Below are 25,542 nucleotides of genomic sequence, written 5' to 3'. Positions count from 1 at the left end.
CCGATACGCTGTTAGCTCAAATCAAGCCATCACTTCCAACGGCTCCGGCACGCATTCCGGATGTGCCTGCATTCGCGCCAGTGCTTCAGCGTAAGACGGCATAGAGTTGGCCGCACCAGATCGCTCGACACACAGCGAAGCAAACGCCGAGGCAAATAAGGCCGCCTGTGGCAGTTCATCACCAGAGGCTAAACGTGCTGCCAGCGCACCGTTAAACGCATCGCCCGCGCCGGTGGTATCCAGCGGTTGCGCCGGGAACAGCGGAATGCGCAGCGGCTGCTGTTCCGCATTGGACAGCAGTGCACCCGCCATCCCCAATGTGATAATCACCTGACGCGCGCCTTTACGGTGCAGCACTTCCGCCGCTTTCTGTGCGCTGGCAAAATCCGTGACCTTCACCCCGGTGATCTGCATCGCTTCGGTGCTATTGGGCGTCAATAAATCCACCTTCGCCAGCAGCGCATCACTCACTTTCTGCCACGGCGCTGGGTTTAAAATCACAAAGGTGCCCCCGGCACGCGCATTATCGATCATGCGCTGAATGGCATTCAGGTTGTTCTCCAACTGCACCAGCAAAATATCGGCCGCCGCCACGGTGGGCTGACAGCGCGACACTTCGGCCGCCGTCACAGTGGTGTTCGCGCCCGGAAACACCGAAATCATGTTTTCTGCATCATCCCCGGCCACATAGATCAATGCGTTGCCGGTGGGCTTCTCTTTGCAGGTAAACAGCGTGATCGCATCGAAACCGGTCTTCTCCAGGTGACGACGGGCAAAGGTGCCAAAATCATCGTTACCCACTTTACCGATGTAGTGCACGCGAGCCCCAGCGCGCAGCGCCGCCGTGGCCTGGTTGGCTCCTTTGCCACCCGGCCCCATCATGCTGTTGTGCGCAGTCAGTGATTCACCGGGCATTGGAAAACGGTTCATCACCGCGACGACGTCGAGGTTAAACGAGCCAAACACACACACTTTTCCTTTCATCATGCACTCCTGAACAGGCGTTCGGCGGCTAAACAGGCACCGCGACAGCCGGTGTGATCGGTGGATTGACTAAACACGATCTTCAAATTGTCACGTGTGGCCGGTGGACGCAGATGCTGCTGAATCTGACTGCGTAACTGCGCCAGCGGGAAGTCCGCCATCGCCAGCACTCCGCCACCCAGAATCAGGTATTCGGGATCGAGGATGTTCATTTCGGTGGCAATCAGCTGCGCCAGACGATAAACAAAGGCCTGCAACTCCGGATGGTCGCCATGTTGCGTAAACAGCGCCGACATATCGGTATTCGGCACGTGAGCCTTAGCCCAGTGACTCAACCAATTGCCCGAAGTCACCGTCTCCGCACAACCCCGGTTGCCGCACGGGCAGGGCAGATCGTTACCGGCGATCGGCACATGGCCCAATTCACCCGCGCCGCCGTGCTGGCCGTGATAGAAGCGGCCATTAATCCACAAGCTGTTGCCCATGCCGGTACCGGGATACAAACCTACCGCGATATCCGGCAACTGCTCCAGCTGCATTAAATCCCACATCATCAGATGGTTAACATCTTTATCCATCGCCACCGGCACGCCAAGACGTTCGGTGAGGATCGCCGCCACCGGCTGATGATCCAGCGCCTGAATAAACGGCAGCGAAATCACCTGCTGACGATCACGACTCAGTATGCCGGGCAATCCCAGCATCACGCCGCTCACCGGTTGCTGCTCCAGTGTTTCACTGATTAACTGCCCGAGTGCCGTCAATGCGTCGGGCTGCTGCGCCCAGCTGGCCGTCGGCACCTTGCGGAAGCTGGACCAGATGCGTCCCTCTTCCATCAGCTGCAGACGTGTGCCGGTGCCGCCAATGTCGATACCCAGCCAGCGTGGAATCATGCGGATACCTTCGCCAGGCCCTGAGCTTCATCAATGCTGTCACGCATCATGTCCCAGGCCGTTGCCAGATCGTCATGGATGTTAAACAGGCCCGAGGTACCGACGATCAGCACTTCTGCACCTGCACCGACCAGCGTGTTGTAAGTGCGCGTGTTGCAGGAACCATCGATTTCAATCAGATATTTGTGGCCATGCTGCTGCTTCAGGGCTTTCAGTTCCTGCACTTTGGCTACCATTTCCGGGATGAATGGCTGTCCGGCATAGCCAGGATCCACGGTCATCACGGTGATTTTGTCCAGCAGATGAATATAGTGATGGATAAACGACACCGGTGTGGCCGGGTTCAACACCACGCCGACTTTCTTGCCAAAGCTGCGAATCAGGTTGATCACGCGGAACGCATCGCGGTTGATGGTTTCAGCGTGTGGGCAGATGTAGTCGGCACCCGCTTTGGCAATCACTTCAATGAAGTCGGTCGGGTGTTCCACCATCAAATGCACATCCAGCGCCACTTTGGTGTGTGGGCGAATCTGCTCAATAAAGAACGGCGACAGCGTGATGTTCTTAACGTAGTGACCGTCCATGATATCGATATGGAGGAAGTCTGCGCGGGAGTCCAGCACTTCCAGCTGGTGCTTGATCTCCATCAGATTCATACACATCAACGACGGGGAGACTTGAATACGCATTAGACTTCCTTTTTTTCGGTCAGAGGATTAAGGGCCGCAGCGAGCTTGCTCAGCTTGACGGCACGATGTTCATTAAAACGGGCTTTAAATTGTTTGAAAGCCAACACCACAATCAGCACTGCGCCCCACATCGCCAGGCTTACATGCTGGCTGATGTTCATCAGATTGAAACCGGTTGAGAGCACTTGCAGGGCAATCAGCGCCAGTACCACACCCGTGACGCGGCCGAAGCCACCGTTCGGGTCGGTGCCGCCGAGAATAATCGCCAGTACGGTCAGCAGCAGATACGCATCGCCGTAACCCATACGCGCTGAGTTAAAGCGCGCCATCATGATCAATCCGGCTAACACGCACAGCAGGCTGGAGATGACGTACACCAGCACCACCATGCGATGCGTGTTGATGCCGCTGAACCAGGTCGCGTTGATGTTGCTGCCGCCCATGTAGATACATTTACCGGCGCGGGTTTTGCCGAGGAACAGCGCCAGAAGCGCGGCCGCAATCAGAAATACCCACAGCGGCAGCGGCATACCCAACAGCGTGTTGGAACCCAGCGCTTGCACCACCGATGGCATGCCGCTGACAGCGGCACCTTTGGTCAGCCAGATACCGATGCCGTTCAGCGTCATCATGGTCGCCAGCGTCACCAGAATGGGGTGGGCACCAATTCGCGTCACCATCACGCCAGTGATCACACCGATAAAAGCGGCAATCAGCATCGCGCCGACGATAGCGATAAACAGCCACAGCAGTTGCTGACCGGTGCCGGCATCAGCGGGCAGGGCGCTCATCAGCGTCCAGGCGATAAACAGTGCGGTCAGGTTGGCGGTGGCGATAATCGCCAGGTTCAGGCCGCCGCTGAGGATGGCGATAAACATCGCCAGCGTCAGCAAGCCCAGTTCCGGCAACTGAAACGCCATACTCATAAAGGTCGAGTCGGTCATAAAGCGGCCCGGCAGCATGAAGGTGAAGACCGCCAGCGCCAGCGCAATCAACAGCATCAGGCCGATATTGGTGCCGTCCGGACGCAGAGCAGAGAGTGATTTCATGTGAATGCTCCTGTCAGACGAAACTGACGTCAGTTTCTTTACGTTTTTTGTAGTGAGTGACGGCAATCGCCACCATGATCACGCCACCTACCACGATGTTCATGAAGTAGTTGGAAACGCCAATCAGGTTGAGGCCGTTCTTCAGGATGGCGATCAGGAACACGCCCATTAGTGTGCCGCTCACCGTGCCTTTACCGCCCATCAGGCTGGCCCCGCCGAGCACCGTGGCCGCCAGCACATCCAGCTCGCCGCCCACCAGCGCATTCGGCACCACTTCACCCATGCGATAGACCTGTACCAGTCCGCCAATCGCCGCCATTGCACCGAGCCAACCGTAAGCGAAGACATGAATCAGGCCGACGCGGATCCCGATACGACGTGCTGATTCCGCATCGCCGCCCACCGCATACAGCTGGCGGCCGAGATTGGTTTTGTTGAGCAGCAGCGCGGTCAGTCCGGCAATCACCAGCATGGTGATCAGCGGCAGGCCAATCTGGAAGCTGTTGCCTTGCCAGGTGAAAGGCAGCACGCTGCGCAGCGTGATCCACCAGTCCGGCAATGAATAGAGACTTTTGCCGCCGGTCACCCACATCAACAGGCCAAACAGCAGCGACTGCATACTGATGGTGATGATGATCGACACCACGCGCAGCGAGGTAATCAACAGAGCGTTAATCACGCCAAAGGCGGTGCCACAGGCAATCGCCAGTAAGATGCTCAATGCCGCGTTATCAAACTGGAACTGTACAAACAGCGAAGCAATCAGGTATTGCACCACCGACGCCACGGCGGCGAAGGAGATATCGATCCCGCCGGTCACCAGTACCACAAACAGGCCGAGGGCAAAAATACCGGTCACCGCGTAGCTTTCGGCCAGATCCAGCAGGTTCTGTACCGAGAGGAACTGATCGCTGGCTACCGAGAAGAACAGGATGAAAGCCAGCAGTACCCACGCCAGCCAGCCTTGACTGGAGTGCGGGCGTAAACGAGAAAAATCAGGCATTGATCACCTCCGCCAGCTGTTCTTGCTCAACGGTATCGGGTTGGTATTCGGCATGAACGGTGCCATCACGGAAGTGCAGAATGCGGTCGCAGTTGTACCAAACCTCTGGCACTTCATCGGAAATCAGAATGATCGACAGACCTTCTTTCGCCAGCTCGTGGATCAACTGATAGATGCTGGCTTTAGCACCGACATCCACGCCCACGGTCGGCGAGTCCAGAATCAAAATGCGCGGCTGAGTCAGTACCCACTTTGCCAGCACGATCTTTTGCTGGTTGCCGCCGGAGAGGGTGGAGATCGCCAGATTGGGATCGGCCACGCGCACACCGAGCTGTTGAATCCATTGCAGGATCAGCTTGTTTTTGCGGTACTCGTCGATGATGTGAAAACGGTTTTGCAGCTTGTCGAGGATCGGCAGCACCATGTTGTCGGCCACCGATTGTTGCTGCACCAGACCGAGAGTTAAGCGGTCTTCAGAGACATAACCGATGCCGGCTTTGATGGCATCTTCATGGCCGCGGAAACGTACTGGCTTACTGTCGAGCCAGATTTTGCCGCTGTCAGGTTTGGTCATGCCAAACAGTGACAGCGCCAGTTCGGTACGACCCGAACCGAGCAGGCCACACAGACCCAGCACTTCGCCCTGGTACAGTTTGAAATTGACGTCGTGATATTGACCGGCACGCGTCAGATTCTCAACTTCGAGAATGGCGCGGTCGGCATTACGCGTTGGAGCTTTCAGTTGATAATCGAGTTTCAGACCGGTCATCAGCTCGGTGAGATGATGCGGCGTCATCTCTTTGGCGGGCCAGCAGCCCATTTTGCGCCCGTCGCGGATCACCGTGACGCGATCCGAAATCTCCAGCACCTCGTCCAGACGGTGGCTGACGAACACTACGCAGATGTTTTTGTCTTTCAGATAGCGCACGGTGCGCAGCAGCTGGTTCACTTCGGTGCGGGTCAGAGAAGCCGTCGGTTCGTCCATGATCACCAGACGCGCATCGGCGACCAGTGCACGGCAAATCGCGACCTGCTGACGTGCGGCAATCGACAGCGCCGAGACTTTTTCATCCAGATCGAGATCGAACTTTAGCTCTTCAATAATACGCGCTGCCGTTTCACGCAGTTTGGCTTTGCGGTGCCAGCCGAGCAGGCCGTTGAGGTTGTGCTCAAAAGCGATGTTCTCGGCTACGCTCAAATTCGGGAACAGCGACAGATCCTGATAAATCACCTGGATACCGAAATCACGCGCCTGACGGGTGGTCAGACGCGGGAAGGTCGGGCCATCACCCAGGGTGATGCGGCTGCCGCTGTCCGGGGCGTGCACCCCGGAAATCACTTTGATCAAGGTGCTCTTGCCACAGCCGTTGGTGCCAGCCAGGCAGTGCACTTCGCCCGCCAGTAAGCTCAGCGAGATATCGCTCAGTGCGCGGTTGCCACCAAAAGTTTTCGACAGGTTGTCGAGCGCGATTAACGTCTGTGGGATCACCTCTTTCATCATTACAGCCCCATTTTCACCAGTTTTGGCAGGTTTTCTTTATCCAGACTTTCGGTGTTGTTGCCGAGGATGGTGTGGGTCGCCTCGTCAACTTTCACTTTGCCCAGACCGTCGATGGTCATCCCATCGGTGATGGGTTCTTTCTTCTGCATCATGTCGGCGATACGCACGAACACTTCGCCTGCGGTTTCCGGGTTCCAGATATAGCCGCCTTTGATTGCGCCACGCTGCACCAGAGAAGCACCCTGGCCTGGGCTGAAGGCGCCAATCACGCACACCTGATCAATCTTGTTGCGGTTCATCACCGCACGACCGGCACCGATTGGGCCCTGTGAGCCGAACGCCATAATGCCTTTCAGATCCGGGTACTTGGACATCAGTTCGTTAGTGGTGCGGATGGAGTCATCCAGCGATTCACCCACGCCGAACTTGTCAGTCACCATCTGCATTTTTGGATAGTGCTCTTTCTGGTAGTTCAGCGCGGCATCGGTCCACTGTTGGTGCAATGGCACAGTCAGGCTGCCAACGTACATGGCGTATTTGCCTTCTTCATGCATGCATTTCGCCAGTGCTTTCATATGGTTGATGCCATGCGTCGGGGCATCTACCAGTTCGAAGTCCCAGTTGGCGCCTTTCTGATCCGGTGATTCGTGGGTGATAACCTGAATGCCAGCTTCACGCGCACGTTTCAGCACCGGCTCCAGCACTTTCGGGTCATTCGGTACCACGCCGATGATGTCGACTTTCTGCGCAATCAAATCTTCAATCGCACGCACCTGCAGCGCAGGGTCGGCGGCGGTAGGGCCCACCATCCATGCATCAATGCCGCGTTTTGCCGCTTCACTCTTGATGCCCGCTTCCATGGCGTTAAACCACGGAATACCGCCAATTTTCACCACGATGCCCATGCGTAATTTGTCAGCAGCGTGCGCGCCGGTGGCGGCAAACAGGGCAAGCAGAGAACAGGCGATAAGATGTTTTTTCATAAAGACTCCGGATTAATTTTTTATTAGCTGCATTGAATTGTTGCGCTGCGAGCAATCAATAATATTGACGCCGTTCCAGGCTAATTCTTGTTCCAGCTCTTTGTCTTTTAATTGGTCAGTGATGAGAAAGTCCACATCGCGATAATGACAAATACGCGCGAATGAGGGTCGCAGGAATTTACTGGCGTCCAGCAGCAGATGTTTTCTTTCTGCTGCCAGTAGCATCTGTTGTTTTAAATGTGCGTTGTTTTCGTTACCTTCACGTAAATAACCGTCATTGCCTAAACTGCTACAGGAAAAAAAGATTTTATTAATCTGAAATTCCCGTAAAGGCTGCTCAGCGACAATACCGTGGAAATCTTCATAACGGTCAGAATATTCTCCCCCCAGGCAGATGGTGCGGATACTTCCCCGCGCCGCAAGGGTTTGCACAATTCTGATAGAGTTGGTTAACACCGTTAATTCAATATCTGGTAGCTGTCGCGCTAAATACCAGCAAGTGGTGCTACTGTCGAGTAATATACAATCGCCGGGGCTGATGAAATCGAGTGCACGTTTGGCTATCGCCATCTTTGCATCTACATGTTCATTCATGCGCTGGCGGAAAGATAATTCATACTCGTTAACAGCCCTCGTATTCCCCTGAATGTTAGCGGCTTGTCGTTTTGCTGGTACCGCACCGCCGTGGCTGCGTTGTAATAGCCCACGTTTCTCCAGTTGAGTTAAATCACGGCGAATGGTTTCTTGCGAAACCTGACACAACGTGACTAATTCAGCGACAATAACCCGACCATTTAAATTTAGTTCGTCAATAATTCGCTGCTGTCTTTCAATCGGCAACATGACTTCCCTCCGATGGCTATAAAGTACTGGATACCGCAGCGGGAAAATGTGGACTGCGCACGAGTCCGCAGTGGTCAAAATGCCCGGCGACGTTAGAGTGATGTGGATCAGATTTTTATGTGAATGAGATATCTATTTTTCATGTAATAGAGATCTAATTCACATAAACACGCGTGTTAGCGCTAAATCGAGGGATCGGTAGCAAACAATTATTACCGTATGAAAACACCTTAGCATGACCGAGTATGACCGTTTGTGTGTATTTGACCGAATTGTGATGTGCGCTAAATTGTTTTTAGCCAAACCCTCTTAGACGGCATGACGTCGAGCGGACGGAGGTCTTACCCAGACACACGCTTTCAGACAAACATGACGCCATAGTCCGACGAATCCGATTGAGCGGAAATCAGTCGAAACGGATGATGGAATTCTTGCTTCTCCAGCCTCAGATCGCCCTCAGGCGACGGCTTTTTCAGCAGTGAGTACCGCTTTTAGGGCCAGGTCACAGTTTCGGCCTGCTGATGACCTTTCCGTTACGCTATGATTTCTTTTCAAGGAATTTGGGGACCTTTTTTTTGATGTCTTATTGGATGAAGTCGCTGCTTTTATTGCCCTTTGTGTTTGTCGCGTGCGTTCAGGCTGAGCCACTGCAAAAGTCATTTTCTGACTGGCAGCTCACCTGTAACAACGCGGCTTTTTGCGTGGCACGCAGCTTTCCGGGAGACAACGGATTAGTGATGACCCTCTCACGCGGCGCTGGCGTTAACGATCGCCCGCTGCTGCGTATTGATTACGGCAGCGCGTACAGTGGAGAGCTGCCCGGTGGATCATTAAAGGATAATTTGCTGCTGGATCAGCGTCGCCTGACGCCGGACCTCAAACACTGGAGCGTCGAGCCACATCATCTTGCAACCAGTAATGCCATTGCCATCGACGAATTTCTGGCGCAAACGCTGGATGCCCATACTCTGCAACTGACCTATCAGGCTAAAGCCACTATCCCACTCAGCGGCATGAAAGCAGCGCTATTGTTGATGGATGACGTTCAGGGGCGGGTAAATGGTGCCAGTGCCTGGGTGAAGCGGGGCGATCGCGCGCCATCGGACGTTCCCCCTGCGCCGCAGGTACCGCAACTGCCCGCTCCCTTGCCGCAGCCAGCGCCGTTAACTCAGGAAGAAACCAGCGGTCTAATTGATTACGGTACCTGGCGGGTTAACACCGACAACTGTTCACTCGATCCGCTCAGGCGAGAAGTGAGTGTGGCGCCGCTCACCGACACCAAAGCGCTGCTTTTAATCAGTTGTGAAGCCGGTGCCTATAACGTGATTGATTTGGCCTTTGAGGTGACGCGTAACCAGCCTTACGTGGCGCGCGGGCTGACGTTGACCTTGCCATTCACGCCACCAGGACGCAGTGACAATCAGATGGAGTTGGTGAATGCTGAATTCGATGCCAGCAGCGGTTTGCTTTACACCTTCAGTAAAGGCCGCGGTCTGGGAGATTGTGGTGTCGCAACGCGTTGGCAGTACGACGGAAATGACTTTGTGCTGGCAGAGTATGCTGAAGAGAAAACCTGTGACGCATGGCATAGCAGTGATCATTGGCCCACGCTGTGGGTCAGCCAAACTCAGAATGCCGTTCAGTCGGATTAAAGGCGCGCTGGCTGCTGAGTACGCATCAATGCGCCCTCTATCCATGCAGGGCCGCCATTGATGGCGGCCGCAACGCCTCATGATTTAACGGATGGCGTTAACCGTCATCGGCGAACCATTTTGATTGCCCACCAACTCCGCCAGCAGGTTATTCACGCCATCGCTCATCGGTGTGAAGCGTGACAGCGGTGAACGCGTCACCACCACAAATACCCCGACGTTATTCTGTGGCACCATCGCCATGTAAGTAATAAAGCCGCCGCCGCCGCCGGTTTTTTCGATAATCCCTGGACGTCCCTCTTTTGGCCCCATATACACCCAGCCCATGCCTAAGGCATCGGCACGACCAGGCACATCCATACCTTCCACTTTGGTCAGCTGGTCACGGCGATAGATCAGCGTTTGCAGACGATCAACCTGCGGCGTGCGGTGATTGACCGCCGAGTTGAGGAATTGCTGCATCCAGCGGCCCATATCATCTGGCGTTGAATACACGCCACCGCTGCCAATCGCTGCCAGCGTATTATTGCACGGACTGGCCCCTTTCTCAGGGATCATCAGGCGCTGGCACTGATCGGGGGATGGCGTAAAGGTGGTGTCTTTCATTCCCAGCGGACGCGTCACCAGCTGTTGCAGCAGGGCGGGATAAGGCGTGCCTGCCGCTTTAGCCAGCGCATCACTCAGCAGATCAAAGCCGAGATTGGAGTAGGAGGCCTGTGTTCCTGGCGTGGCTTTCAGTTGCGCACCCTGCAGCCACTGCCAGCGATCGGATTTGGTTGGCCAGACAAATACCGGACGATGCGGTTTGCCGCCTGGCTGTTCACGCGGCAGGCTACCGGTATGGGTGGCGAGGTTGATCAGGCGAATCGGCTGACCGTTGTAATTCGGGACGCGTGCGCCAGCCGGAGCATACTTGCTTAACGGGTCATCCAGGCGAATTTGCCCACGTTCCGCCATTTTGACCATCACTTCGCTGGTCATCAATTTACTGAGCGAAGCGATGCGAATCACGGAATCGAGCTGAGGGCGCACGTTATTGCCAGGGCTGGTATCGCCAAAGCTAGCGAATACGCGCTGATTGCCATCAATCGCCACCAGCGCCATGCCGGTTGCGCCGCTGCCATAGAAGATATGCTCGGCATAACGATCAACGATCTGTGAGGCCAGCAGAGGATCGGCTACCGTCTGCGCCATGCTTTTTAATGGAAGCACTGAAACCATTAAGGCCAGTAAAAAAGGAGTACGTTTTTTCAACGGGAAAGCGTCCGCAACAGGATTCGGAGGAAAGCTTATAGTAATCAGTTTGTGCGAGGCGTGAAGAGGGAAGACAGGATTTTTTTCTGTATCAGGCTGTGATCAAAAAACGGCCCTTACGCCAAATGACGCAGGGCCGGATCGATTAGTGCGGCTTGAGTAATGCTTCGGTATGGCTCACGATATTCTCCACCGTAAAGCCAAATTCCGGGAACAACTTACCTGCCGGCGCAGACTCACCGAAGGTGGTCATACCGACAATCGCGCCATCCAGACCGACATACTTGAACCAGTAATCGGCAATACCCGCTTCAACGGCCACGCGCGCTTTGACGCCGGAAGGCAACACCGATTCGCGGTAGGCGGTGTCCTGCTTGTCAAACACGTCGGTGCAGGGCAGGGACACCACGCGCACCTTGTGGCCGCTGGCGCCGAGTTTATCGGCCGCGCCCAGCGCGATTTCAATCTCAGAACCAGTGGCGATGATGATCGCTTCTGGTGTGCCCGCGCAATCCTGCAACACATAGCCGCCTTTGGCGATATCGGCCACCTGTGCTTTGCTGCGCTCTGGCTGCAGCAGATTTTGACGCGACAGAATCAGCGCGGTCGGGCCATGGTGGCGCTCAACGGCGGCTTTCCATGCCACGGCAGTTTCTACCTGATCGCACGGACGCCAGACGCTCATATTCGGCGTCACGCGCAGGCTGGCAAGCTGTTCCACTGGCTGGTGGGTTGGGCCATCTTCGCCCAGGCCAATCGAGTCATGGGTGTACACCAGCACCTGGCGAGCCTTCATCAGCGCCGCCATACGCACCGCATTACGCGCGTATTCAACAAACATCAGGAAGGTGGCGGTGTACGGAATGAAGCCGCCGTGATGCGCCAGGCCATTACCAATCGCCGTCATACCAAATTCGCGCACGCCGTAATGTATATAGTTTCCGGCGATGTCTTCTTTTATCGATTTCGAACCAGACCAGATAGTGAGGTTACTCGGCGCAAGGTCAGCTGAGCCACCCAACAACTCTGGCAGCAGCTTGCCGTACACTTCCAGTGTGTTTTGCGACGCTTTACGGCTGGCAATTTTTTGCGGATTGGCCTGGAGATCTTCCACAAACGCCTGAGTCGCCTCACTCCATTTCGCCGGCATTCCCCCGTCCAGACGGCGGCTAAACTCAGCGGCGAGATCGGGATGCGCGGCTTTATAGGCAGCAAACTTCTCATCCCAGGCTTTCTCTCGCTGACTGCCCGCTTCTTTGGCATCCCACTGTTGATAAATCTCTTTCGGGATTTCAAACGGTGGATAGTGCCAGCCGAGTTTTTGACGGGTTAAGGCCACTTCCTGCTCGCCCAGCGCCGAGCCGTGTGACTCTTCTTTACCGGCTTTATTCGGCGACCCAAAACCAATGACCGTGCGGCAGATAATCAGCGAAGGCTTGTCGGTGACACTCTGCGCTTCTTTGATGGCGGCGGCGATAGCTTCCGGATCGTGCCCATCAATGCCTTCCGCACTGCCGACGACATGCCAGTTGTAGGCTTCGAAGCGTTTGTGCGTGTCATCGGTGAACCAGCCTTCGGTTTCACCATCAATCGAGATGCCGTTATGATCGTAGAAACCAATCAGTTTGCCGAGGCCGAGGGTGCCGGCCAGTGAGCTGACTTCATGTGAAATGCCTTCCATCAAACAGCCATCGCCCATAAACACATAGGTGTAGTGATCGACGATATCGTGGCCGGGACGGTTAAACTGCGCCGCCAGGGTGCGCTCGGCAATGGCCATGCCCACCGCATTGGCCAAACCCTGTCCCAACGGACCGGTGGTGGTTTCCACGCCTGGCGTATAGCCAATTTCCGGATGGCCAGGCGTTTTGGAATGCAGCTGGCGGAAGTTTTTCAGCTCTTCCATCGGCAGGTCGTAACCGGTGAGGTGCAGCAGGCTGTAAAGCAGCATCGAACCGTGGCCATTGGAGAGAATAAAGCGGTCGCGGTCAGCCCACGCCGGATTGTTGGGATTGTGTTTGAGAACGTCGCGCCATAGCACTTCGGCGATATCGGCCATTCCCATCGGCATACCGGGGTGTCCGGAATTTGCTTTCTGTACCGCATCCATACTCAAAGCACGAATCGCGTTAGCCAACTCTCTGCGTGAAGACATAGGGTACTCCCTTGTGATTGGGCAAATGAGGACGGGCAGACGCCCGTCCGACATGAAAAGGGTGGTGATTTACAGGCGAGAAGCCAGCACGTCTTCCAGCTTCTGCTGGTCAATGGCGAATTGACGGATGCCGTCAGACAGTTTTTCCACTGCCATCGGATCCTGGTTATGTTCCCAGCGGAACTCGGCTTCAGAGAGCGGAGCAGGCTGATGGAAGCCTTCGGTTGAAGGCTCTAACTTACGTTCCAGCGGTGCATCGCTGTTTGCCAACTCTTCCAGCAGGTTAGGGGAGATGGTCAGGCGGTCGCAGCCAGCCAGCGCCTGAATCTGCTCAACTTTACGGAAGCTGGCTCCCATGATCACGGTGCTGTAACGATGCTTTTTGTAGTAGTCGTAGATACGACGCACGGATTTCACGCCCGGATCTTCATCCACCACATACGGGTCCAGCGGTTTACGTGAGTTGTACCAGTCATAAATACGGCCGACGAACGGGGAGATCAGGAACACGCCTGCTTCGGCACAGGCACGCGCCTGCGCAAAAGAGAACAACAGCGTCAGGTTACATTGGATGCCGTTTTTCTCCAGTTCTTCAGCGGCTTTGATCCCTTCCCAGGTTGAGGCCAGTTTGATCAGGATGCGTGAACGATCAATGCCGTTCTCTTCGTACATCCGTACCAGTTTTTCAGCTTTGGTGACACACATGCCACGATCGAAGGAGAGGCGCGCATCCACTTCGGTCGAAACACGGCCCGGTACGCTTTTCAGAATTTCCATACCGAGGTTGATCGCCACTTTATCGCTGGCGTTAATGATTTGCGTCTCTTTGCTGCCGCCCTGTTTTTTCGCATAGTCGATAGCGTCATCAATCAGATGTTTATAAGCATCGAGACCGGCAGCTTTCAGGATCAACGAAGGGTTAGTGGTCGCGTCTTCCGGGTGGTAATGGCGAATAGATTCGATGTCGCCGCTGTCCGCCACCACGGTGGTGAACTGTTTCAATGCATCTAGCTGGTTCATCGCTTAACTCCTTGATTAGCAATAATGTGGGCAAACGGGTCGTGCCCTTTCCTGTTGAGTCGTGGCTCAACACAGTGCTACAGACGTTGCACGAAGAAAATGCGTTTTCTCTGATTGTGGCGCTGAAGGGCATCTGTCACGGAAGGGGGTGCCTGATCGGTTCAGCTACGTGTTTTGCCATCATTAAGGATAGCAGGCTGCGCCAAAGCCGCAGGCGAAGCCGTGGCAATCTGTGCCCTCGTTCTTTGAGCGCCTTCACCCTCTTTTGTGCCGCAGATTCCTATACTGGTGGTTTTTCAGCCGTGTCAAAGGATGCCAAATGGACGATCAACTCAAGCAAAGTGCGCTCGATTTCCACCAATATCCCACTCCCGGAAAAATTCAGGTTTCCCCCACCAAACCGCTGGCGACGCAGCGTGATTTAGCGCTGGCCTATTCGCCGGGTGTGGCGGCACCTTGCCTCGAGATTGCTGCCGATCCGCTGGCGGCGCACAAATACACCGCACGCGGCAATCTGGTGGCGGTGATTTCGAACGGAACGGCAGTGCTCGGTCTCGGCAATATCGGTGCGCTGGCCGGTAAACCGGTGATGGAAGGCAAAGGGGTATTGTTCAAGAAATTCGCCGGCATTGATGTGTTCGATATCGAAGTGGACGAGCTGGATCCGGATAAGTTGATTGAGGTGATTGCCGCGCTGGAGCCGACCTTTGGCGGCATCAACCTCGAAGATATCAAAGCGCCAGAGTGTTTTTACATTGAGCAGAAATTGCGCGAGCGCATGAAGATTCCGGTGTTTCACGACGATCAGCACGGGACGGCGATCATCTGTACTGCGGCGGTGCTCAATGGTTTGAGCATCGTTAAAAAGGCCATCTCAGATGTGCGGCTAGTGGTGTCTGGGGCGGGCGCATCAGCCATTGCCTGCCTGAATTTGCTGGTGGCGCTCGGCATGCAGAAGCACAACATTGTGGTGTGCGACTCCAAAGGGGTGATTTACCGCGATCGTGAACCCAATATGACGCCGACCAAAGCCGAGTACGCCATAGAAGATAAAGGCGCGCGTACGCTGGATGAAGTGATTGCCGGTGCGGACATCTTCCTCGGCTGCTCGGGTCCGAAAGCGATGACGCCAGAGATGGTGAAGAAAATGGCGCAGAACCCGCTGATTCTGGCGCTCGCCAATCCTGAACCAGAGATCATGCCGCCGCTGGCGAAAGAGGTTCGACCGGATGCGATTATCTGCACCGGACGCTCGGATTTCCCGAATCAGGTGAACAACGTGCTATGTTTCCCGTTTATTTTCCGCGGGGCGTTGGACGTTGGCGCGACGGCCATTAACGAGGAGATGAAACTTGCTGCGGTGCATGCGATTGCGGCCTTAGCGCAAGCCGAGCAGAGCGATGTGGTGGCCTCCGCCTATGATGATCAGGATCTGAGTTTTGGACCGGAATATCTGATCCCAAAACCGTTCGATCCGCGTTTGATTGTGCAGATCGCGCCTGCTGTGGCGAAAGCGGCGATGGAGTCCGGCGTGGCGACCCGGCCCATCGCTGACTTTGATGCCTATCGCGAGCAGCTCACCGAATTTGTGTATAAAACCAACCTGTTTATGAAGCCGATTTTCTCGCAGGCACGCAAAGATCCGAAACGCGTGGTGATGGCCGAAGGGGAGGAGGTGCGCGTGCTGCATGCGACGCAGGAGCTGGTGTCGCTGGGGCTGGCGAAGCCGATTCTGATTGGTCGTCCAAACGTGATTGCGATGCGTATTCAGAAGCAAGGGTTAAAAATTGAAGCGGGTAAAGATTTTGAGATCGTCAACAACGAGTCCGACCCGCGCTTTAAAGAATACTGGAACGAGTATTACCAGATCATGAAACGGCGCGGGGTCACTCCGGAAACGGCCCAGCGGGCAGTGATCGGTAATCCCACCTTGATCGGTGCGATCATGGTGCATCGTGGCGAAGCCGACGCATTGATTTGTGGCACCATTGGCGATTACCGCGAGCATTACGATGTGGTGGAGAAGGTGTTTGGTTTCCGCGACGACGTGAAAGTCGCTGGGGCAATGAACGCGTTACTGCTGCCGAGCGGTAACACTTTTATTGCAGATACCTATGTGAATGAAGATCCCAGTGCGGAACAGTTGGCGGATATCACGCTGCTGGCGGCCGAAACGGTGCGTCGCTTTGGTATTGAACCGCGCGTGGCGCTGCTGTCGCACTCCAGCTTTGGCACGTCTAATGCGCCGGGGGCACGTAAAATGCGCGAGGCGTTGACGCTGATTCAAAGCCGTGCGCCAGAACTGGAGATCGACGGTGAGATGCACGGTGATGCGGCGTTGGTGGAGAGTATCCGGCGTGAACTGATGCCCGACAGCCCGCTGAAAGGCACCGCGAATCTGCTGATTATGCCGAACGTGGAGGCGGCACGTATCAGTTATAACCTGCTGCGCGTGTCGTGTTCGGAAGGAGTGACGGTCGGGCCGGTATTGATGGGGATTAGCAAGCCGGTGCATGTGCTGACGCGGATTGCATCGGTGAGACGCATTGTGAATATGGTGGCATTAGCGGTGGTGGAGGCGCAAACCGAGCCGTTGTGATGTGATGAGGTGGCTAAAGATCAGGAGGGGGTTGGTGTGGGCCTTAGCCCCACTGCTGCTGCCGGGCAGTCCTCGCGCCGCTAACGCGGTGCCCTCGGCTTCCACGTCGTGCCTACAGATCGTTCGGTGATCGACCATCCCTGGTCGGCCCCGAACTGATTCACGCATCCCTGCGTGAATCTCCTGGCCCAACGTAAAAGCCTCAGCGCTGCGGATAGCCCTTGCAGCAGCAGAGGGGCTGAGGCCATCAACATTTGTGCCTTCCTGCAAAAGAACTATTCACCCAATCCCAACCAATCCTTCACCGGCAGAAAATCGCTGTAGAGCGCTGCTTCCGGCGTGCCGGCTTCGGTTTGGTAATCATATTCCCAGCGAACCAGTGGCGGCATCGACATCAAAATCGATTCGGTGCGGCCGCCGGTTTGCAGGCCGAACAGCGTGCCGCGATCCCACACCAGATTGAATTCGACATAACGCCCGCGGCGATAGAGCTGGAACTGGCGCTCGCGCTCGCCCCACGGCAGCGCTTTGCGCTTCGCGACGATCGGTAAATAGGCATCCAGATATCCTTTGCCCACCGCCTGCATAAAATCGAAGCAGTGATCAAAGTCTGGCGTATTCAGGTCATCGTAAAACAGCCCGCCAATGCCACGCTGCTCGTTACGATGTTTGAGGTGGAAATAGTCATCACACCATTTTTTGTAGCGCGGATAGACGTCTTCGCCAAACGGCTGGCACAGATCAAACGCGGTTTGATGCCAGTGCAGCGCATCTTCCTCAAAACCATAATACGGAGTGAGATCGAAACCGCCGCCGAACCACCACACCGGATCGGCACCCGGCTTCTCAGCAATGAAGAAACGCACGTTGGCGTGACTGGTTGGGATGTACGGGTTTTCCGGGTGCACAACGAGTGACACGCCCATGGCTTCAAAGCTGCGGCCGGCCAGTTCGGGGCGGTGCGCAGTGGCGGAGGCGGGCATCTGATCACCGTGTACATGAGAGAAGTTCACGCCTGCCTGCTCAAACACCGCGCCGTTGCGCAGTACGCGGCTGCGTCCGCCACCGCCACCGGGGCGCTGCCAGTCATCTTCGGCGAAGGTCGCTGTGCCATCGGCTGCTGCCAGCTGGGCGCAAATTTCATCCTGCAGCGTCAGTAAAAACGCTTTGACGCGGGAAATATCGGGATTGCTCATGAGTCACTCGTTCCGGAAATTTGCCGCGATTCTATCACAGGACAGCGCTACGCCTGGCGACGATCGTACTCGTTGAAGTAATTGACGATACCGTCGGCAATCGCGCTGGCGATCTTCTGGCGGAAGGCAGTGGTACCCAGCAGTTGCTCCTCACGCGGGTTGGTAATAAAGGAGGTTTCGACCAGCACTGATGGAATCGAGGGCGACTTCAACACGGCAAACGCGGCCTGTTCGGTATGCTGGCTGTGCAGATGATGCACCGGGCGAATCTGATCCAATACGTGTTTGCCCAGCGTCAGGCTATTGCGGATGGTATCGGTCTGGACCAGATCGAACAGAATCTGATTCAGATAATTATCTTTCTCCTGCACTTCCGCGCCACCGACTTTATCGGCATCGTTTTCGCGCTGCGACATGTAGCGCGCCATGGCGCTACTGGCACCGCGGTTCGACAGCGCGAATACTGACGCGCCGTTGGCATCCGGGCTGGTGTAACCATCGGCATGAATCGACATAAAAAGATTGGCGCCGTGCTGATGCGCGATTTCGACGCGTTGGTAGAGCGGAATAAAGTGATCGCTTTCTCGCGTCAGTCGCACTTCCACTTTAGGGTGATTTTGCAGCAGCGTGCGCACGGTATTGGCAATTGCCAGAACGATATGTTTCTCTTCCGAGCCCTCTTCGCCAACCGCGCCCGAATCAATGCCGCCGTGACCGGGATCGATCATCACGATGCGTTTACCGTTAGTCGCCGGTTTAGGCGGGGTGTGACCTTTGCTGACGCGCAAATCGGCGCTCTCTTCTTTTGCCATCACCGCACGGGGTGACAGCACCGCCAGCGCCAGGCCAGAAAGAATCAGCTGGCGGCGATTAGTAAGGCGCTTCAGCAGTGAAATTTTATTCATAATAGTGTCCCTGACAGGAAATCCTGCCCAGTGTTATATCGTAACAATTGCCCTGCGGCGACTTCACAACCATTTCAGCGCATTACTTTGTATTACACGGTACTAACAGCAATTTAGCCGTTTTTTTCCGCCGTTGCGCGGCGTGAGGGTTGCGCCTGGCAAAGAATGCGTGATAATCAGCGAATTGTGCCTAACAGCAGGGTAACGCCGATGGAAATCCGCTCATTCCGCCAGGAAGATTTTGAAGAAGTGATCACGCTCTGGGAGCGTTGCGATCTGTTACGTCCGTGGAACGATCCGGAACTGGATATCGAACGTAAAATGAACCACGATCCCGAACTGTTTCTGGTGGCGGAAGTGGGCGGCGAAGTGGTCGGCACGGTGATGGGCGGTTACGATGGCCATCGCGGATCGGTCTACTATCTGGCGGTGCATCCCGATTATCAGGGGCGCGGCTTTGCTAATGCATTGATGAACCGCCTGGAGAAGAAGTTAATCGCGCGCGGCTGTCCGAAAATCAATCTGATGGTGCGTGAAGAAAATGACCAGGTGCTCGCCTTCTACGAAAAGCTCGATTACGAGCCTGTGGACTCGGTGTTACTGGGTAAACGTTTAATCGAAGACCGCGAGTATTAAGCCGCCAATGATGGGGCTGAAATATTTGCCAGACGAATACGATGCAAAAGGGCAGCTACGGCTGCCGTTTCTTTTCTGGCTGATTCTGTTATTGCAGGCGCGCACCTGGCTGTTACTGGTGATGGCGGGCGCGTCCCGTCAGCAGGGTAACGATCTGCTGGCGCTGTTCTATCCCGACCGTCAGAGCTTTTGGATTGGATTGGCGCTGGGCATTCCGGCGGCAGCGGGTTTGCTGCTGACCGGCTATCGCCAACGCTGGCCGCGCCTGTGGCAGAGTTGGCGTCAGGTGCTGAGTGTGTCGTTATTGATCAGTCTGTTGTCGCAAGGCTACGGGCTGGTACAGGGCGCTTTTCCGGACGCTCCGTGGCCGCTACTTTTAACGCTGTTTGATCTGCTGGCGTTGATTTGGCTGCAAACCCATCAGCGCTTGCGCGACTGTTTTCTGCCGGAACATCTGCATCTCGAATAAACTTTTTGCCGATTTGCGACTCCAACAGGCACGCCAATCGGCACAGAAGATCAAGGAGTATTCATGAAAGTTGTTCGTCCCGCACTGCTGGTCAGCGCCATGATTCTGGCAGGATGTGCCAGTTCAGGTTCCTCTTCCGCCTCCAGCGCGAGCGAAAGCCATTGGTATAATCCGCTGAGCTATCACTGGTCGGCACTGAATCCAATGAACTGGTTTGGCGGTTCGTTAACCGTAACCGAGCAGGGTGTGGCTGGACTCAGCAGCACCACGGCGATGTCGGAAGCGGCGATTGGTAAAGCGCTGAACAACGATTACCAACTGCGTCAGGGGATGCGCACGCAAAATGGTCAGGTGGTGGATTTCTGGCAGGCATTGGATGACGGCAAACTGAAGCTGGTGATCAATGGTCAAAGCAGCGTAGAGCGTATTGAAGTCTTGGACACCGCAGCCAAAAGCGCTGATGGCAGCAAAATCGGCGATCTGTTTAGCGACAAATTCAGTAAAGCCTTCGATAACTGCAAACTGGTCTCGGGATTAGATGCGCGCGATGTGGAATGCCGTGCGCCGGGTAGCCAGCACATCTCCTATATCTACAGCGGAGAAGGACACGGCCCCGAGGGTTTGATGCCCGCTGACGATACCTTAAAAAGCTGGAAAATCAGCAAGATCGTTTGGCAGCGCTAAGCGAAAAAAAGTTGCGTTAACGCACAACCTCAGTGTGGCTTTCCGGTATGATACAGGCGAAAAAAACGTCTTAACTCATCATGCCGGAGAGCAGTGCAATGTCTCAATTTCAGAGCGGGATCCTGCTGGAACACCGCCGTTTCGCCATTTGGCTTGAAGCCCGCGTCACGGGTGACCTCAAGGCGCTGCGTCAGGGCAGCAAATCATTTCTGCAGCAATTTGAAGCGCTACAACAGAAATTTGCCGAGGCCGGATTGGGCGCGGTGATCGCCTTTGGTGATGCGTTGTGGCGCTACCTGCAAGGTGCCTCTTCCGCGTCGGAATTGAAAGCTTTCGCGCCACTGGGTAAAGGTATTGCGCCTGCGACCCAGCGTGATTTGCTCATCCATATCCAATCGTTACGTCATGACGTGAACTTCTCGCTGGCGCAGGCCGCACTCGCCGCCTTTGCTGATGCGGTCGTGATTGAAGAAGAGACGCACGGCTTCCGTTGGGTTGAAGATCGCGATCTGTCGGGCTTTGTCGATGGCACCGAAAACCCGCAGGGCGAAGCACGTCAGCAGGTGGCGATTATCGCCGAGGGGCCGGATGCGGGCGGCAGTTACGTGTTTACGCAACGCTGGGAGCACAATCTCAAACTGTGGAACCGCATGGCGGTAGAGAAACAGGAAGCGATTATGGGTCGCACCAAGGTGGATAACGAGGAGTTACCCGGCGACCAACGTCCCGTGACCTCACATCTGAGCCGCGTTGATCTGAAAGATGAGGGCAAAGGGCTGAAAATCCTGCGCCAGAGCTTGCCGTACGGCACTGCCAGTGGCACGCACGGGCTGTACTTCATCTCCTATTGCAACCGCCTCTATAACATCGAGCAGCAGTTGCTGAGTATGTTCGGTGAGCGCGATGGCAAGATGGATGCGATGCTGCGTTTCACCAAACCGGTCACCGGCAGCTACTTCTTCGCGCCTTCACTGGACGCATTACAAGCGCTGTAACAGGCGGGTGAGCGGCCCTCTGCGCCGCTCACGGTTAATCCCGCTCTTCGCATAAACTCTCCCGCCGTCTTATGCCTTTTTAGACTTTGAAATCCCCAAACGATATATAAAACCGTTACTGGTTTGCCCTGAGTTATAAATACACTGACAGCATCTAATGGCATTGGCGATTTCGCCGACTAGCAGGGTGCAGCATGACACTTCCGATTGCGAAAAAATGGATGAGCGGAATCGCCTTGTCACTGGCGTTAGCCGGTGCAGCGCAGGCAACAGAGTTGTTGAACAGCTCTTATGATGTCTCGCGCGAGCTGTTTGTTGCCCTGAATGCGCCATTTGAACAACAGTGGAATGCAGCACATCCCAATGACAAGCTGACGATTAAACAATCGCATGCCGGGTCATCAAAACAGGCGCTGGCTATTCTGCAAGGGCTGCGCGCGGATGTGGTGACCTACAATCAGGTCACTGACGTGCAGGTGCTGCATGACAAAGGCAACCTGATCCCGGCTGACTGGCAAACCCGTCTGCCGAACAACAGCTCACCGTTCTACTCCACCATGGCGTTTCTAGTGCGCAAGGGTAATCCTAAGCAAATCCACGATTGGTCGGATTTGGCGCGCGATAATGTGAAGCTGGTGTTCCCGAACCCGAAAACCTCCGGTAATGGTCGCTATACCTATCTGGCGGCCTGGGGCGCTGCCGATCAGGCGGATGGTAAAGACAAAGCCAAAACCGAAGCCTTTATGACGAAATTCCTGAAAAACGTCGAAGTGTTTGATACCGGCGGCCGTGGCGCGACGACCACCTTCGCGGAACGCGGTTTAGGGGATGTGCTGATCAGCTTCGAATCGGAAGTGAACAACATCCGCAATCAATACGGCAAAGATGACTACGAAGTCATTGTGCCTAAGACCAATATTCTGGCGGAGTTTCCGGTGGCGTGGGTCGACAAAAACGTCGAGCACAACGGCACCGCAGACACGGCAAAAGCCTACCTGAATTTCCTCTATTCCCCTGAGGCGCAGAAAATCATTACCGGTTTCTATTATCGCGTGAACAATCCACAGCTGATGGCGGAACAGAAAGACCGCTTCCCGCAGACCGCGCTGTTTAATGTGCAGGATGCCTTTGGCGGCTGGGATAACGTGATGAAAACCCATTTTGCCAGCGGCGGTGAGCTGGATAAATTACTGGCAGCGGGGCGCGGTTGATGTTTGCTTTAGCGCAAAAGCGCGTGCTGCCGGGGTTTGGTCTCAGCCTCGGCACCAGCCTGCTATTTACCTGCCTGATCCTGCTGTTGCCAATCAGCGCGCTGCTGATGCAGTTGTCCAACATGACGCTGGCGCAATATTGGGATGTGGTCACCAATCCACAGCTGATTGCGGCTTATAAAGTCACGCTGTTGTCGGCGGGTGTGGCGTCCATTTTCAATGCGTTCTTTGGCATGTTAATGGCCTGGATTCTGACCCGTTACCGTTTCCCTGGCCGCGCATTGCTGGATGGCCTGATGGATCTGCCGTTTGCACTGCCTACTGCTGTCGCCGGCCTGACGCTGGCGGGGCTGTTCTCGGTGAGTGGTTGGTATGGTCAATGGTTGGCCCATTTCGATATTAAAGTCTCTTACACCTGGCTGGGCATTGCAGTGGCGATGGCCTTTACCAGCATCCCGTTTGTGGTGCGTACGGTGCAGCCGGTACTGGAAGAGTTAGGCCCGGAATATGAAGAAGCGGCCGAAACGCTGGGTGCGACACCGTGGCAAAGTTTCCGCCGTGTGGTGCTGCCAGAGGTGGCGCCCGCGCTGTTAGCGGGCACGGCGTTATCGTTCACGCGCAGCCTGGGTGAGTTTGGTGCGGTTATCTTTATCGCAGGTAACATCGCGTGGAAAACCGAAGTCACCTCGCTGATGATTTTTGTTCGCCTGCAAGAGTTTGATTACCCGGCGGCCAGTGCTATCGCCTCGGTCATCATGGCCGCTTCGCTGCTGTTGCTGTTCGCGATTAACACCTTGCAGAGCCGCTTTGGCCGTCGCTTAGGAGGCCACTAATGGCGGAGATTTCGCAGATTAATCACGCTGAGCGTCAGCCAGTGAACTGGGGTAAATGGCTGCTGATTGGCGTGGGCGCGCTGGTCTCCTTCCTGCTGCTGGTGGTCCCGATGATCTCCATCTTTTGGGAAGCCCTGAGCCAGGGGGTTATTGCCTCGCTCTCTAATTTAAAAGAGGGTGACATGCTGCACGCCATCTGGCTGACGATTCTGGTGGCGCTGATTACCGTGCCGGTCAATCTGGTGTTCGGTACGCTGCTGGCATGGCTGGTAACGCGCTTTACTTTCCCGGGCCGCCAACTGCTGCTGACGCTGTTTGATATTCCTTTTGCCGTGTCACCGGTGGTGGCGGGGCTAATGTATCTGCTGTTCTGGGGCATCAACGGGCCGGCGGGCGGTTGGCTGGACGCGCACAATATTCAGATCATGTTTGCCTGGCCGGGCATGGTGCTGGCCACCATTTTTGTCACCTGCCCGTTTGTGGTCCGTGAGCTGGTGCCGGTGATGTTGAGCCAGGGCAGCAATGAAGATGAAGCCGCGGTGCTGTTAGGCGCCTCGGGCTGGCAGATGTTCCGCCGCGTAACGTTGCCGAACATTCGCTGGGCGCTGATGTACGGCGTGGTGTTAACCAACGCGCGTGCGATTGGCGAGTTTGGTGCGGTCTCAGTGGTCTCGGGATCGATTCGCGGTGAGACCTACACCTTACCGCTTCAGGTTGAATTACTGCATCAGGATTACAACACCGTTGGCGCCTTTACCGCGGCTGCGCTGTTAACCCTGATGGCCATTTTGACGCTGTTTCTGAAAAGTGTGGTGCAGTGGCGATTAGAGCATCAGCAGAAGCGCCAACAGGAGGAAAATCATGAGCATTGAGATTAAACACATTAACAAAGCGTTCGGCCATACGCCGGTGCTAAACGATATCTCTCTGGATATTCCTACCGGCAAAATGGTGGCGCTGCTGGGGCCGTCAGGCTCGGGCAAAACCACGCTGCTGCGCATCATCGCGGGTCTTGAGCATCAGAATAGCGGGCAGATTCATTTCCACGGTAAAGATGTCAGCCGCATTCACGCGCGCGATCGCCAGGTTGGCTTCGTGTTCCAGCATTATGCGCTGTTCCGCCATATGACCGTGTTCGATAACATCGCCTTTGGTTTAACCGTGTTGCCGCGCCGTGAGCGCCCATCCGCCGTTGAAATTAAACAGCGTGTGACGCGTCTGCTGGAGATGGTGCAGCTGGCGCATCTCGCCAATCGTTTCCCGGCTCAGCTTTCGGGTGGACAGAAGCAGCGCGTGGCATTGGCGCGTGCGCTGGCAGTGGAACCGCAGATCTTGCTGCTGGATGAACCTTTCGGCGCGCTGGATGCGCAGGTGCGTAAAGAGCTGCGTCGCTGGCTGCGTCAGTTGCATGAAGAGTTGAAATTCACCAGCGTGTTTGTGACGCATGACCAGGAAGAGGCGATGGAAGTCGCTGACAGCGTGGTGGTAATGAGCCAGGGTAATATCGAACAGGTCGGCACGCCTGACGAAGTCTGGCAGGAACCGGCTACCCGCTTTGTGCTGGAGTTCCTCGGCGAAGTGAATCGCTTTGACGGTGAAGTGCACGGTTCACAATTCCATGTGGGTGCACATCGCTGGCCATTAGGTTACACGCCCGCACATCAGGGTGAGGTCGAGTTGTTCCTGCGTCCGTGGGAAGTGGATATCTCGCGTCAGAGCAGCCTGGAAACGCCGCTGCCGGTGCAGGTGCTGGAGATCAGCCCGCGCGGTCACTTCTGGCAATTAGTGGTGCAGCCAAGCGGCTGGCAGGGTGATGTCTTCTCGGTGGTCTATGACGGCGACCATACTGCACCGATCCGTGGCGAACGTCTGTTTGTTGGCTTGCAACAGGCACGACTTTACCATGGCACTGCGCCGTTGCGTCCGGTTGCCTTTGCCGAAAGCGCCTGATATTTTTGACACTCCTTCGGGCGGGACTTTCCCGCCCG

23 protein-coding genes are annotated in these 25,542 nt (G+C 55.5%); 10 read left to right on the top strand and 13 right to left on the bottom strand.

The window, feature by feature from the left end; translation table 11 throughout:
- Nucleotides 1–21 precede the first annotated feature (21 nt).
- The 8 genes from IAE30_RS23230 to IAE30_RS23195 are packed head-to-tail and all read right to left on the bottom strand — an operon-like array spanning nt 22 to nt 7,945.
- Nucleotides 22–984 carry a ribokinase gene (locus IAE30_RS23230; protein ID WP_200681110.1) on the bottom strand — a complete coding sequence of 321 codons (963 nt, stop codon included), beginning with the start codon at nt 982–984 and terminating at the stop codon, nt 22–24.
- Nucleotides 984–1,877 carry an allose kinase gene (gene alsK / locus IAE30_RS23225; RefSeq protein WP_038645524.1) on the bottom strand — a complete coding sequence of 298 codons (894 nt, stop codon included), beginning with the start codon at nt 1,875–1,877 and terminating at the stop codon, nt 984–986. The genes IAE30_RS23230 and alsK overlap by 1 nt, the downstream gene beginning before the upstream one ends.
- Nucleotides 1,874–2,566 (bottom strand): D-allulose 6-phosphate 3-epimerase, encoded by a 693-nt coding sequence (gene alsE, locus IAE30_RS23220; RefSeq protein WP_038645526.1) that lies wholly within the window; start codon nt 2,564–2,566, stop codon nt 1,874–1,876. The genes alsK and alsE overlap by 4 nt, the downstream gene beginning before the upstream one ends.
- Nucleotides 2,566–3,615 carry an ABC transporter permease gene (locus tag IAE30_RS23215; protein WP_038645528.1) on the bottom strand — a complete coding sequence of 350 codons (1,050 nt, stop codon included), beginning with the start codon at nt 3,613–3,615 and terminating at the stop codon, nt 2,566–2,568. Before IAE30_RS23215 ends, alsE begins: the two co-directional genes overlap by 1 nt.
- A gap of 13 nt (nt 3,616–3,628) precedes the next feature.
- A complete protein-coding gene (locus IAE30_RS23210) occupies nt 3,629–4,618 on the bottom strand; it encodes an ABC transporter permease (protein ID WP_045814874.1) in 990 nt (329 codons plus the stop codon).
- Nucleotides 4,611–6,116, bottom strand: coding sequence for a sugar ABC transporter ATP-binding protein (locus IAE30_RS23205; RefSeq protein ID WP_038649967.1), 1,506 nt, complete (start codon nt 6,114–6,116; stop codon nt 4,611–4,613). Before IAE30_RS23205 ends, IAE30_RS23210 begins: the two co-directional genes overlap by 8 nt.
- 2 nt (nt 6,117–6,118) lie before the next feature.
- Nucleotides 6,119–7,102, bottom strand: a complete 984-nt coding sequence (locus IAE30_RS23200) for a substrate-binding domain-containing protein (RefSeq protein WP_038645532.1) — start codon at nt 7,100–7,102, stop codon at nt 6,119–6,121.
- 12 nt (nt 7,103–7,114) lie between these two features.
- Entirely contained in the window at nt 7,115–7,945 is an 831-nt protein-coding gene (locus IAE30_RS23195; RefSeq protein ID WP_200681086.1) for a DeoR/GlpR family DNA-binding transcription regulator, read from the bottom strand.
- A 578-nt stretch (nt 7,946–8,523) separates the two neighbouring features.
- On the opposite strand from IAE30_RS23195, the gene IAE30_RS23190 reads away from it, so the two are divergent.
- The gene (locus tag IAE30_RS23190; RefSeq protein WP_200681085.1) at nt 8,524–9,597 is read left to right on the top strand and encodes a DUF1176 domain-containing protein; all 1,074 of its coding nucleotides are present in this window, start codon (nt 8,524–8,526) and stop codon (nt 9,595–9,597) included.
- A gap of 84 nt (nt 9,598–9,681) precedes the next feature.
- Here IAE30_RS23190 and ampH read toward each other — a convergent pair whose 3' ends face one another.
- The 3 genes from ampH to tal form a co-directional block, all read right to left on the bottom strand.
- Nucleotides 9,682–10,851, bottom strand: a complete 1,170-nt coding sequence (gene ampH, locus IAE30_RS23185) for a D-alanyl-D-alanine-carboxypeptidase/endopeptidase AmpH (RefSeq protein ID WP_200538121.1) — start codon at nt 10,849–10,851, stop codon at nt 9,682–9,684.
- Nucleotides 10,852–10,996: 145 nt separating this feature from the next.
- A complete protein-coding gene (tkt, locus tag IAE30_RS23180) occupies nt 10,997–13,006 on the bottom strand; it encodes a transketolase (RefSeq protein WP_038645538.1) in 2,010 nt (669 codons plus the stop codon).
- A gap of 69 nt (nt 13,007–13,075) precedes the next feature.
- Nucleotides 13,076–14,026, bottom strand: a complete 951-nt coding sequence (tal, locus tag IAE30_RS23175) for a transaldolase (protein WP_045814871.1) — start codon at nt 14,024–14,026, stop codon at nt 13,076–13,078.
- 319 nt (nt 14,027–14,345) lie between these two features.
- On the opposite strand from tal, the gene maeB reads away from it, so the two are divergent.
- Nucleotides 14,346–16,625: an NADP-dependent oxaloacetate-decarboxylating malate dehydrogenase gene (gene maeB / locus IAE30_RS23170; RefSeq protein ID WP_038645544.1), complete on the top strand. Its 2,280-nt coding sequence runs from the start codon at nt 14,346–14,348 to the stop codon at nt 16,623–16,625.
- 275 nt (nt 16,626–16,900) lie between these two features.
- On the opposite strand, the gene hemF is transcribed toward maeB, so the two are convergent.
- Both hemF and amiA read right to left on the bottom strand, forming a co-directional pair.
- Entirely contained in the window at nt 16,901–17,821 is a 921-nt protein-coding gene (gene hemF, locus IAE30_RS23165; protein ID WP_045831582.1) for an oxygen-dependent coproporphyrinogen oxidase, read from the bottom strand.
- Nucleotides 17,822–17,868: 47 nt separating this feature from the next.
- The gene (amiA, locus tag IAE30_RS23160; RefSeq protein ID WP_038645549.1) at nt 17,869–18,726 is read right to left on the bottom strand and encodes an N-acetylmuramoyl-L-alanine amidase AmiA; all 858 of its coding nucleotides are present in this window, start codon (nt 18,724–18,726) and stop codon (nt 17,869–17,871) included.
- Nucleotides 18,727–18,936: 210 nt separating this feature from the next.
- Between amiA and IAE30_RS23155 the strand changes: the two genes are divergently transcribed.
- The 8 genes from IAE30_RS23155 (at nt 18,937) to cysA (ending at nt 25,504) form a co-directional block, all read left to right on the top strand.
- Nucleotides 18,937–19,362 carry a GNAT family acetyltransferase gene (locus tag IAE30_RS23155; RefSeq protein ID WP_034825851.1) on the top strand — a complete coding sequence of 142 codons (426 nt, stop codon included), beginning with the start codon at nt 18,937–18,939 and terminating at the stop codon, nt 19,360–19,362.
- A gap of 7 nt (nt 19,363–19,369) precedes the next feature.
- On the top strand, nt 19,370–19,831 hold the full coding sequence (locus tag IAE30_RS23150; protein ID WP_200681084.1) for a DUF2919 domain-containing protein: 462 nt from the start codon (nt 19,370–19,372) through the stop codon (nt 19,829–19,831).
- A 63-nt stretch (nt 19,832–19,894) separates the two neighbouring features.
- Nucleotides 19,895–20,515: an RpoE-regulated lipoprotein gene (locus IAE30_RS23145; protein WP_200538126.1), complete on the top strand. Its 621-nt coding sequence runs from the start codon at nt 19,895–19,897 to the stop codon at nt 20,513–20,515.
- 98 nt (nt 20,516–20,613) lie between these two features.
- Entirely contained in the window at nt 20,614–21,510 is an 897-nt protein-coding gene (locus IAE30_RS23140; RefSeq protein ID WP_200681083.1) for a Dyp-type peroxidase, read from the top strand.
- 194 nt (nt 21,511–21,704) lie between these two features.
- Nucleotides 21,705–22,721, top strand: coding sequence for a sulfate ABC transporter substrate-binding protein (locus IAE30_RS23135; RefSeq protein ID WP_200681082.1), 1,017 nt, complete (start codon nt 21,705–21,707; stop codon nt 22,719–22,721).
- Nucleotides 22,721–23,554 carry a sulfate/thiosulfate ABC transporter permease CysT gene (gene cysT / locus IAE30_RS23130; RefSeq protein WP_034825859.1) on the top strand — a complete coding sequence of 278 codons (834 nt, stop codon included), beginning with the start codon at nt 22,721–22,723 and terminating at the stop codon, nt 23,552–23,554. Before IAE30_RS23135 ends, cysT begins: the two co-directional genes overlap by 1 nt.
- Entirely contained in the window at nt 23,554–24,426 is an 873-nt protein-coding gene (cysW, locus tag IAE30_RS23125; protein ID WP_038645560.1) for a sulfate/thiosulfate ABC transporter permease CysW, read from the top strand. The genes cysT and cysW overlap by 1 nt, the downstream gene beginning before the upstream one ends.
- Nucleotides 24,416–25,504, top strand: coding sequence for a sulfate/thiosulfate ABC transporter ATP-binding protein CysA (cysA, locus tag IAE30_RS23120; protein WP_045814861.1), 1,089 nt, complete (start codon nt 24,416–24,418; stop codon nt 25,502–25,504). The genes cysW and cysA overlap by 11 nt, the downstream gene beginning before the upstream one ends.
- The last annotated feature ends 38 nt before the right edge of the window (nt 25,505–25,542 follow it).

Origin of the sequence: Pantoea sp. S61, from assembly GCF_016625145.1 — a bacterium.
Lineage (GTDB): Bacteria > Pseudomonadota > Gammaproteobacteria > Enterobacterales > Enterobacteriaceae > Pantoea > Pantoea rwandensis_B.
The sequence above is the reverse complement of the archived record's forward strand: the minus strand, read 5'-3'. Positions and strand labels throughout refer to the sequence as shown.

Excerpts from the sequence above, each read along its gene's own strand:
- IAE30_RS23230 (WP_200681110.1), bottom strand. The coding sequence starts at position 984 with ATGAAAGGAAAAGTGTGTGTGTTTGGCTCGTTTAACCTCGACGTCGTC.
- alsK (WP_038645524.1), bottom strand. The coding sequence starts at position 1,877 with ATGATTCCACGCTGGCTGGGTATCGACATTGGCGGCACCGGCACACGT.
- alsE (WP_038645526.1), bottom strand. The coding sequence starts at position 2,566 with ATGCGTATTCAAGTCTCCCCGTCGTTGATGTGTATGAATCTGATGGAG.
- IAE30_RS23215 (WP_038645528.1), bottom strand. The coding sequence starts at position 3,615 with ATGAAATCACTCTCTGCTCTGCGTCCGGACGGCACCAATATCGGCCTG.
- IAE30_RS23210 (WP_045814874.1), bottom strand. The coding sequence starts at position 4,618 with ATGCCTGATTTTTCTCGTTTACGCCCGCACTCCAGTCAAGGCTGGCTG.
- IAE30_RS23205 (WP_038649967.1), bottom strand. The coding sequence starts at position 6,116 with ATGAAAGAGGTGATCCCACAGACGTTAATCGCGCTCGACAACCTGTCG.
- IAE30_RS23200 (WP_038645532.1), bottom strand. The coding sequence starts at position 7,102 with ATGAAAAAACATCTTATCGCCTGTTCTCTGCTTGCCCTGTTTGCCGCC.
- IAE30_RS23195 (WP_200681086.1), bottom strand. The coding sequence starts at position 7,945 with ATGTTGCCGATTGAAAGACAGCAGCGAATTATTGACGAACTAAATTTA.
- IAE30_RS23190 (WP_200681085.1), top strand. The coding sequence starts at position 8,524 with ATGTCTTATTGGATGAAGTCGCTGCTTTTATTGCCCTTTGTGTTTGTC.
- tkt (WP_038645538.1), bottom strand. The coding sequence starts at position 13,006 with ATGTCTTCACGCAGAGAGTTGGCTAACGCGATTCGTGCTTTGAGTATG.
- tal (WP_045814871.1), bottom strand. The coding sequence starts at position 14,026 with ATGAACCAGCTAGATGCATTGAAACAGTTCACCACCGTGGTGGCGGAC.
- maeB (WP_038645544.1), top strand. The coding sequence starts at position 14,346 with ATGGACGATCAACTCAAGCAAAGTGCGCTCGATTTCCACCAATATCCC.
- hemF (WP_045831582.1), bottom strand. The coding sequence starts at position 17,821 with ATGAGCAATCCCGATATTTCCCGCGTCAAAGCGTTTTTACTGACGCTG.
- amiA (WP_038645549.1), bottom strand. The coding sequence starts at position 18,726 with ATGAATAAAATTTCACTGCTGAAGCGCCTTACTAATCGCCGCCAGCTG.
- IAE30_RS23155 (WP_034825851.1), top strand. The coding sequence starts at position 18,937 with ATGGAAATCCGCTCATTCCGCCAGGAAGATTTTGAAGAAGTGATCACG.
- IAE30_RS23150 (WP_200681084.1), top strand. The coding sequence starts at position 19,370 with ATGATGGGGCTGAAATATTTGCCAGACGAATACGATGCAAAAGGGCAG.
- IAE30_RS23145 (WP_200538126.1), top strand. The coding sequence starts at position 19,895 with ATGAAAGTTGTTCGTCCCGCACTGCTGGTCAGCGCCATGATTCTGGCA.
- IAE30_RS23140 (WP_200681083.1), top strand. The coding sequence starts at position 20,614 with ATGTCTCAATTTCAGAGCGGGATCCTGCTGGAACACCGCCGTTTCGCC.
- IAE30_RS23135 (WP_200681082.1), top strand. The coding sequence starts at position 21,705 with ATGACACTTCCGATTGCGAAAAAATGGATGAGCGGAATCGCCTTGTCA.
- cysT (WP_034825859.1), top strand. The coding sequence starts at position 22,721 with ATGTTTGCTTTAGCGCAAAAGCGCGTGCTGCCGGGGTTTGGTCTCAGC.
- cysW (WP_038645560.1), top strand. The coding sequence starts at position 23,554 with ATGGCGGAGATTTCGCAGATTAATCACGCTGAGCGTCAGCCAGTGAAC.
- cysA (WP_045814861.1), top strand. The coding sequence starts at position 24,416 with ATGAGCATTGAGATTAAACACATTAACAAAGCGTTCGGCCATACGCCG.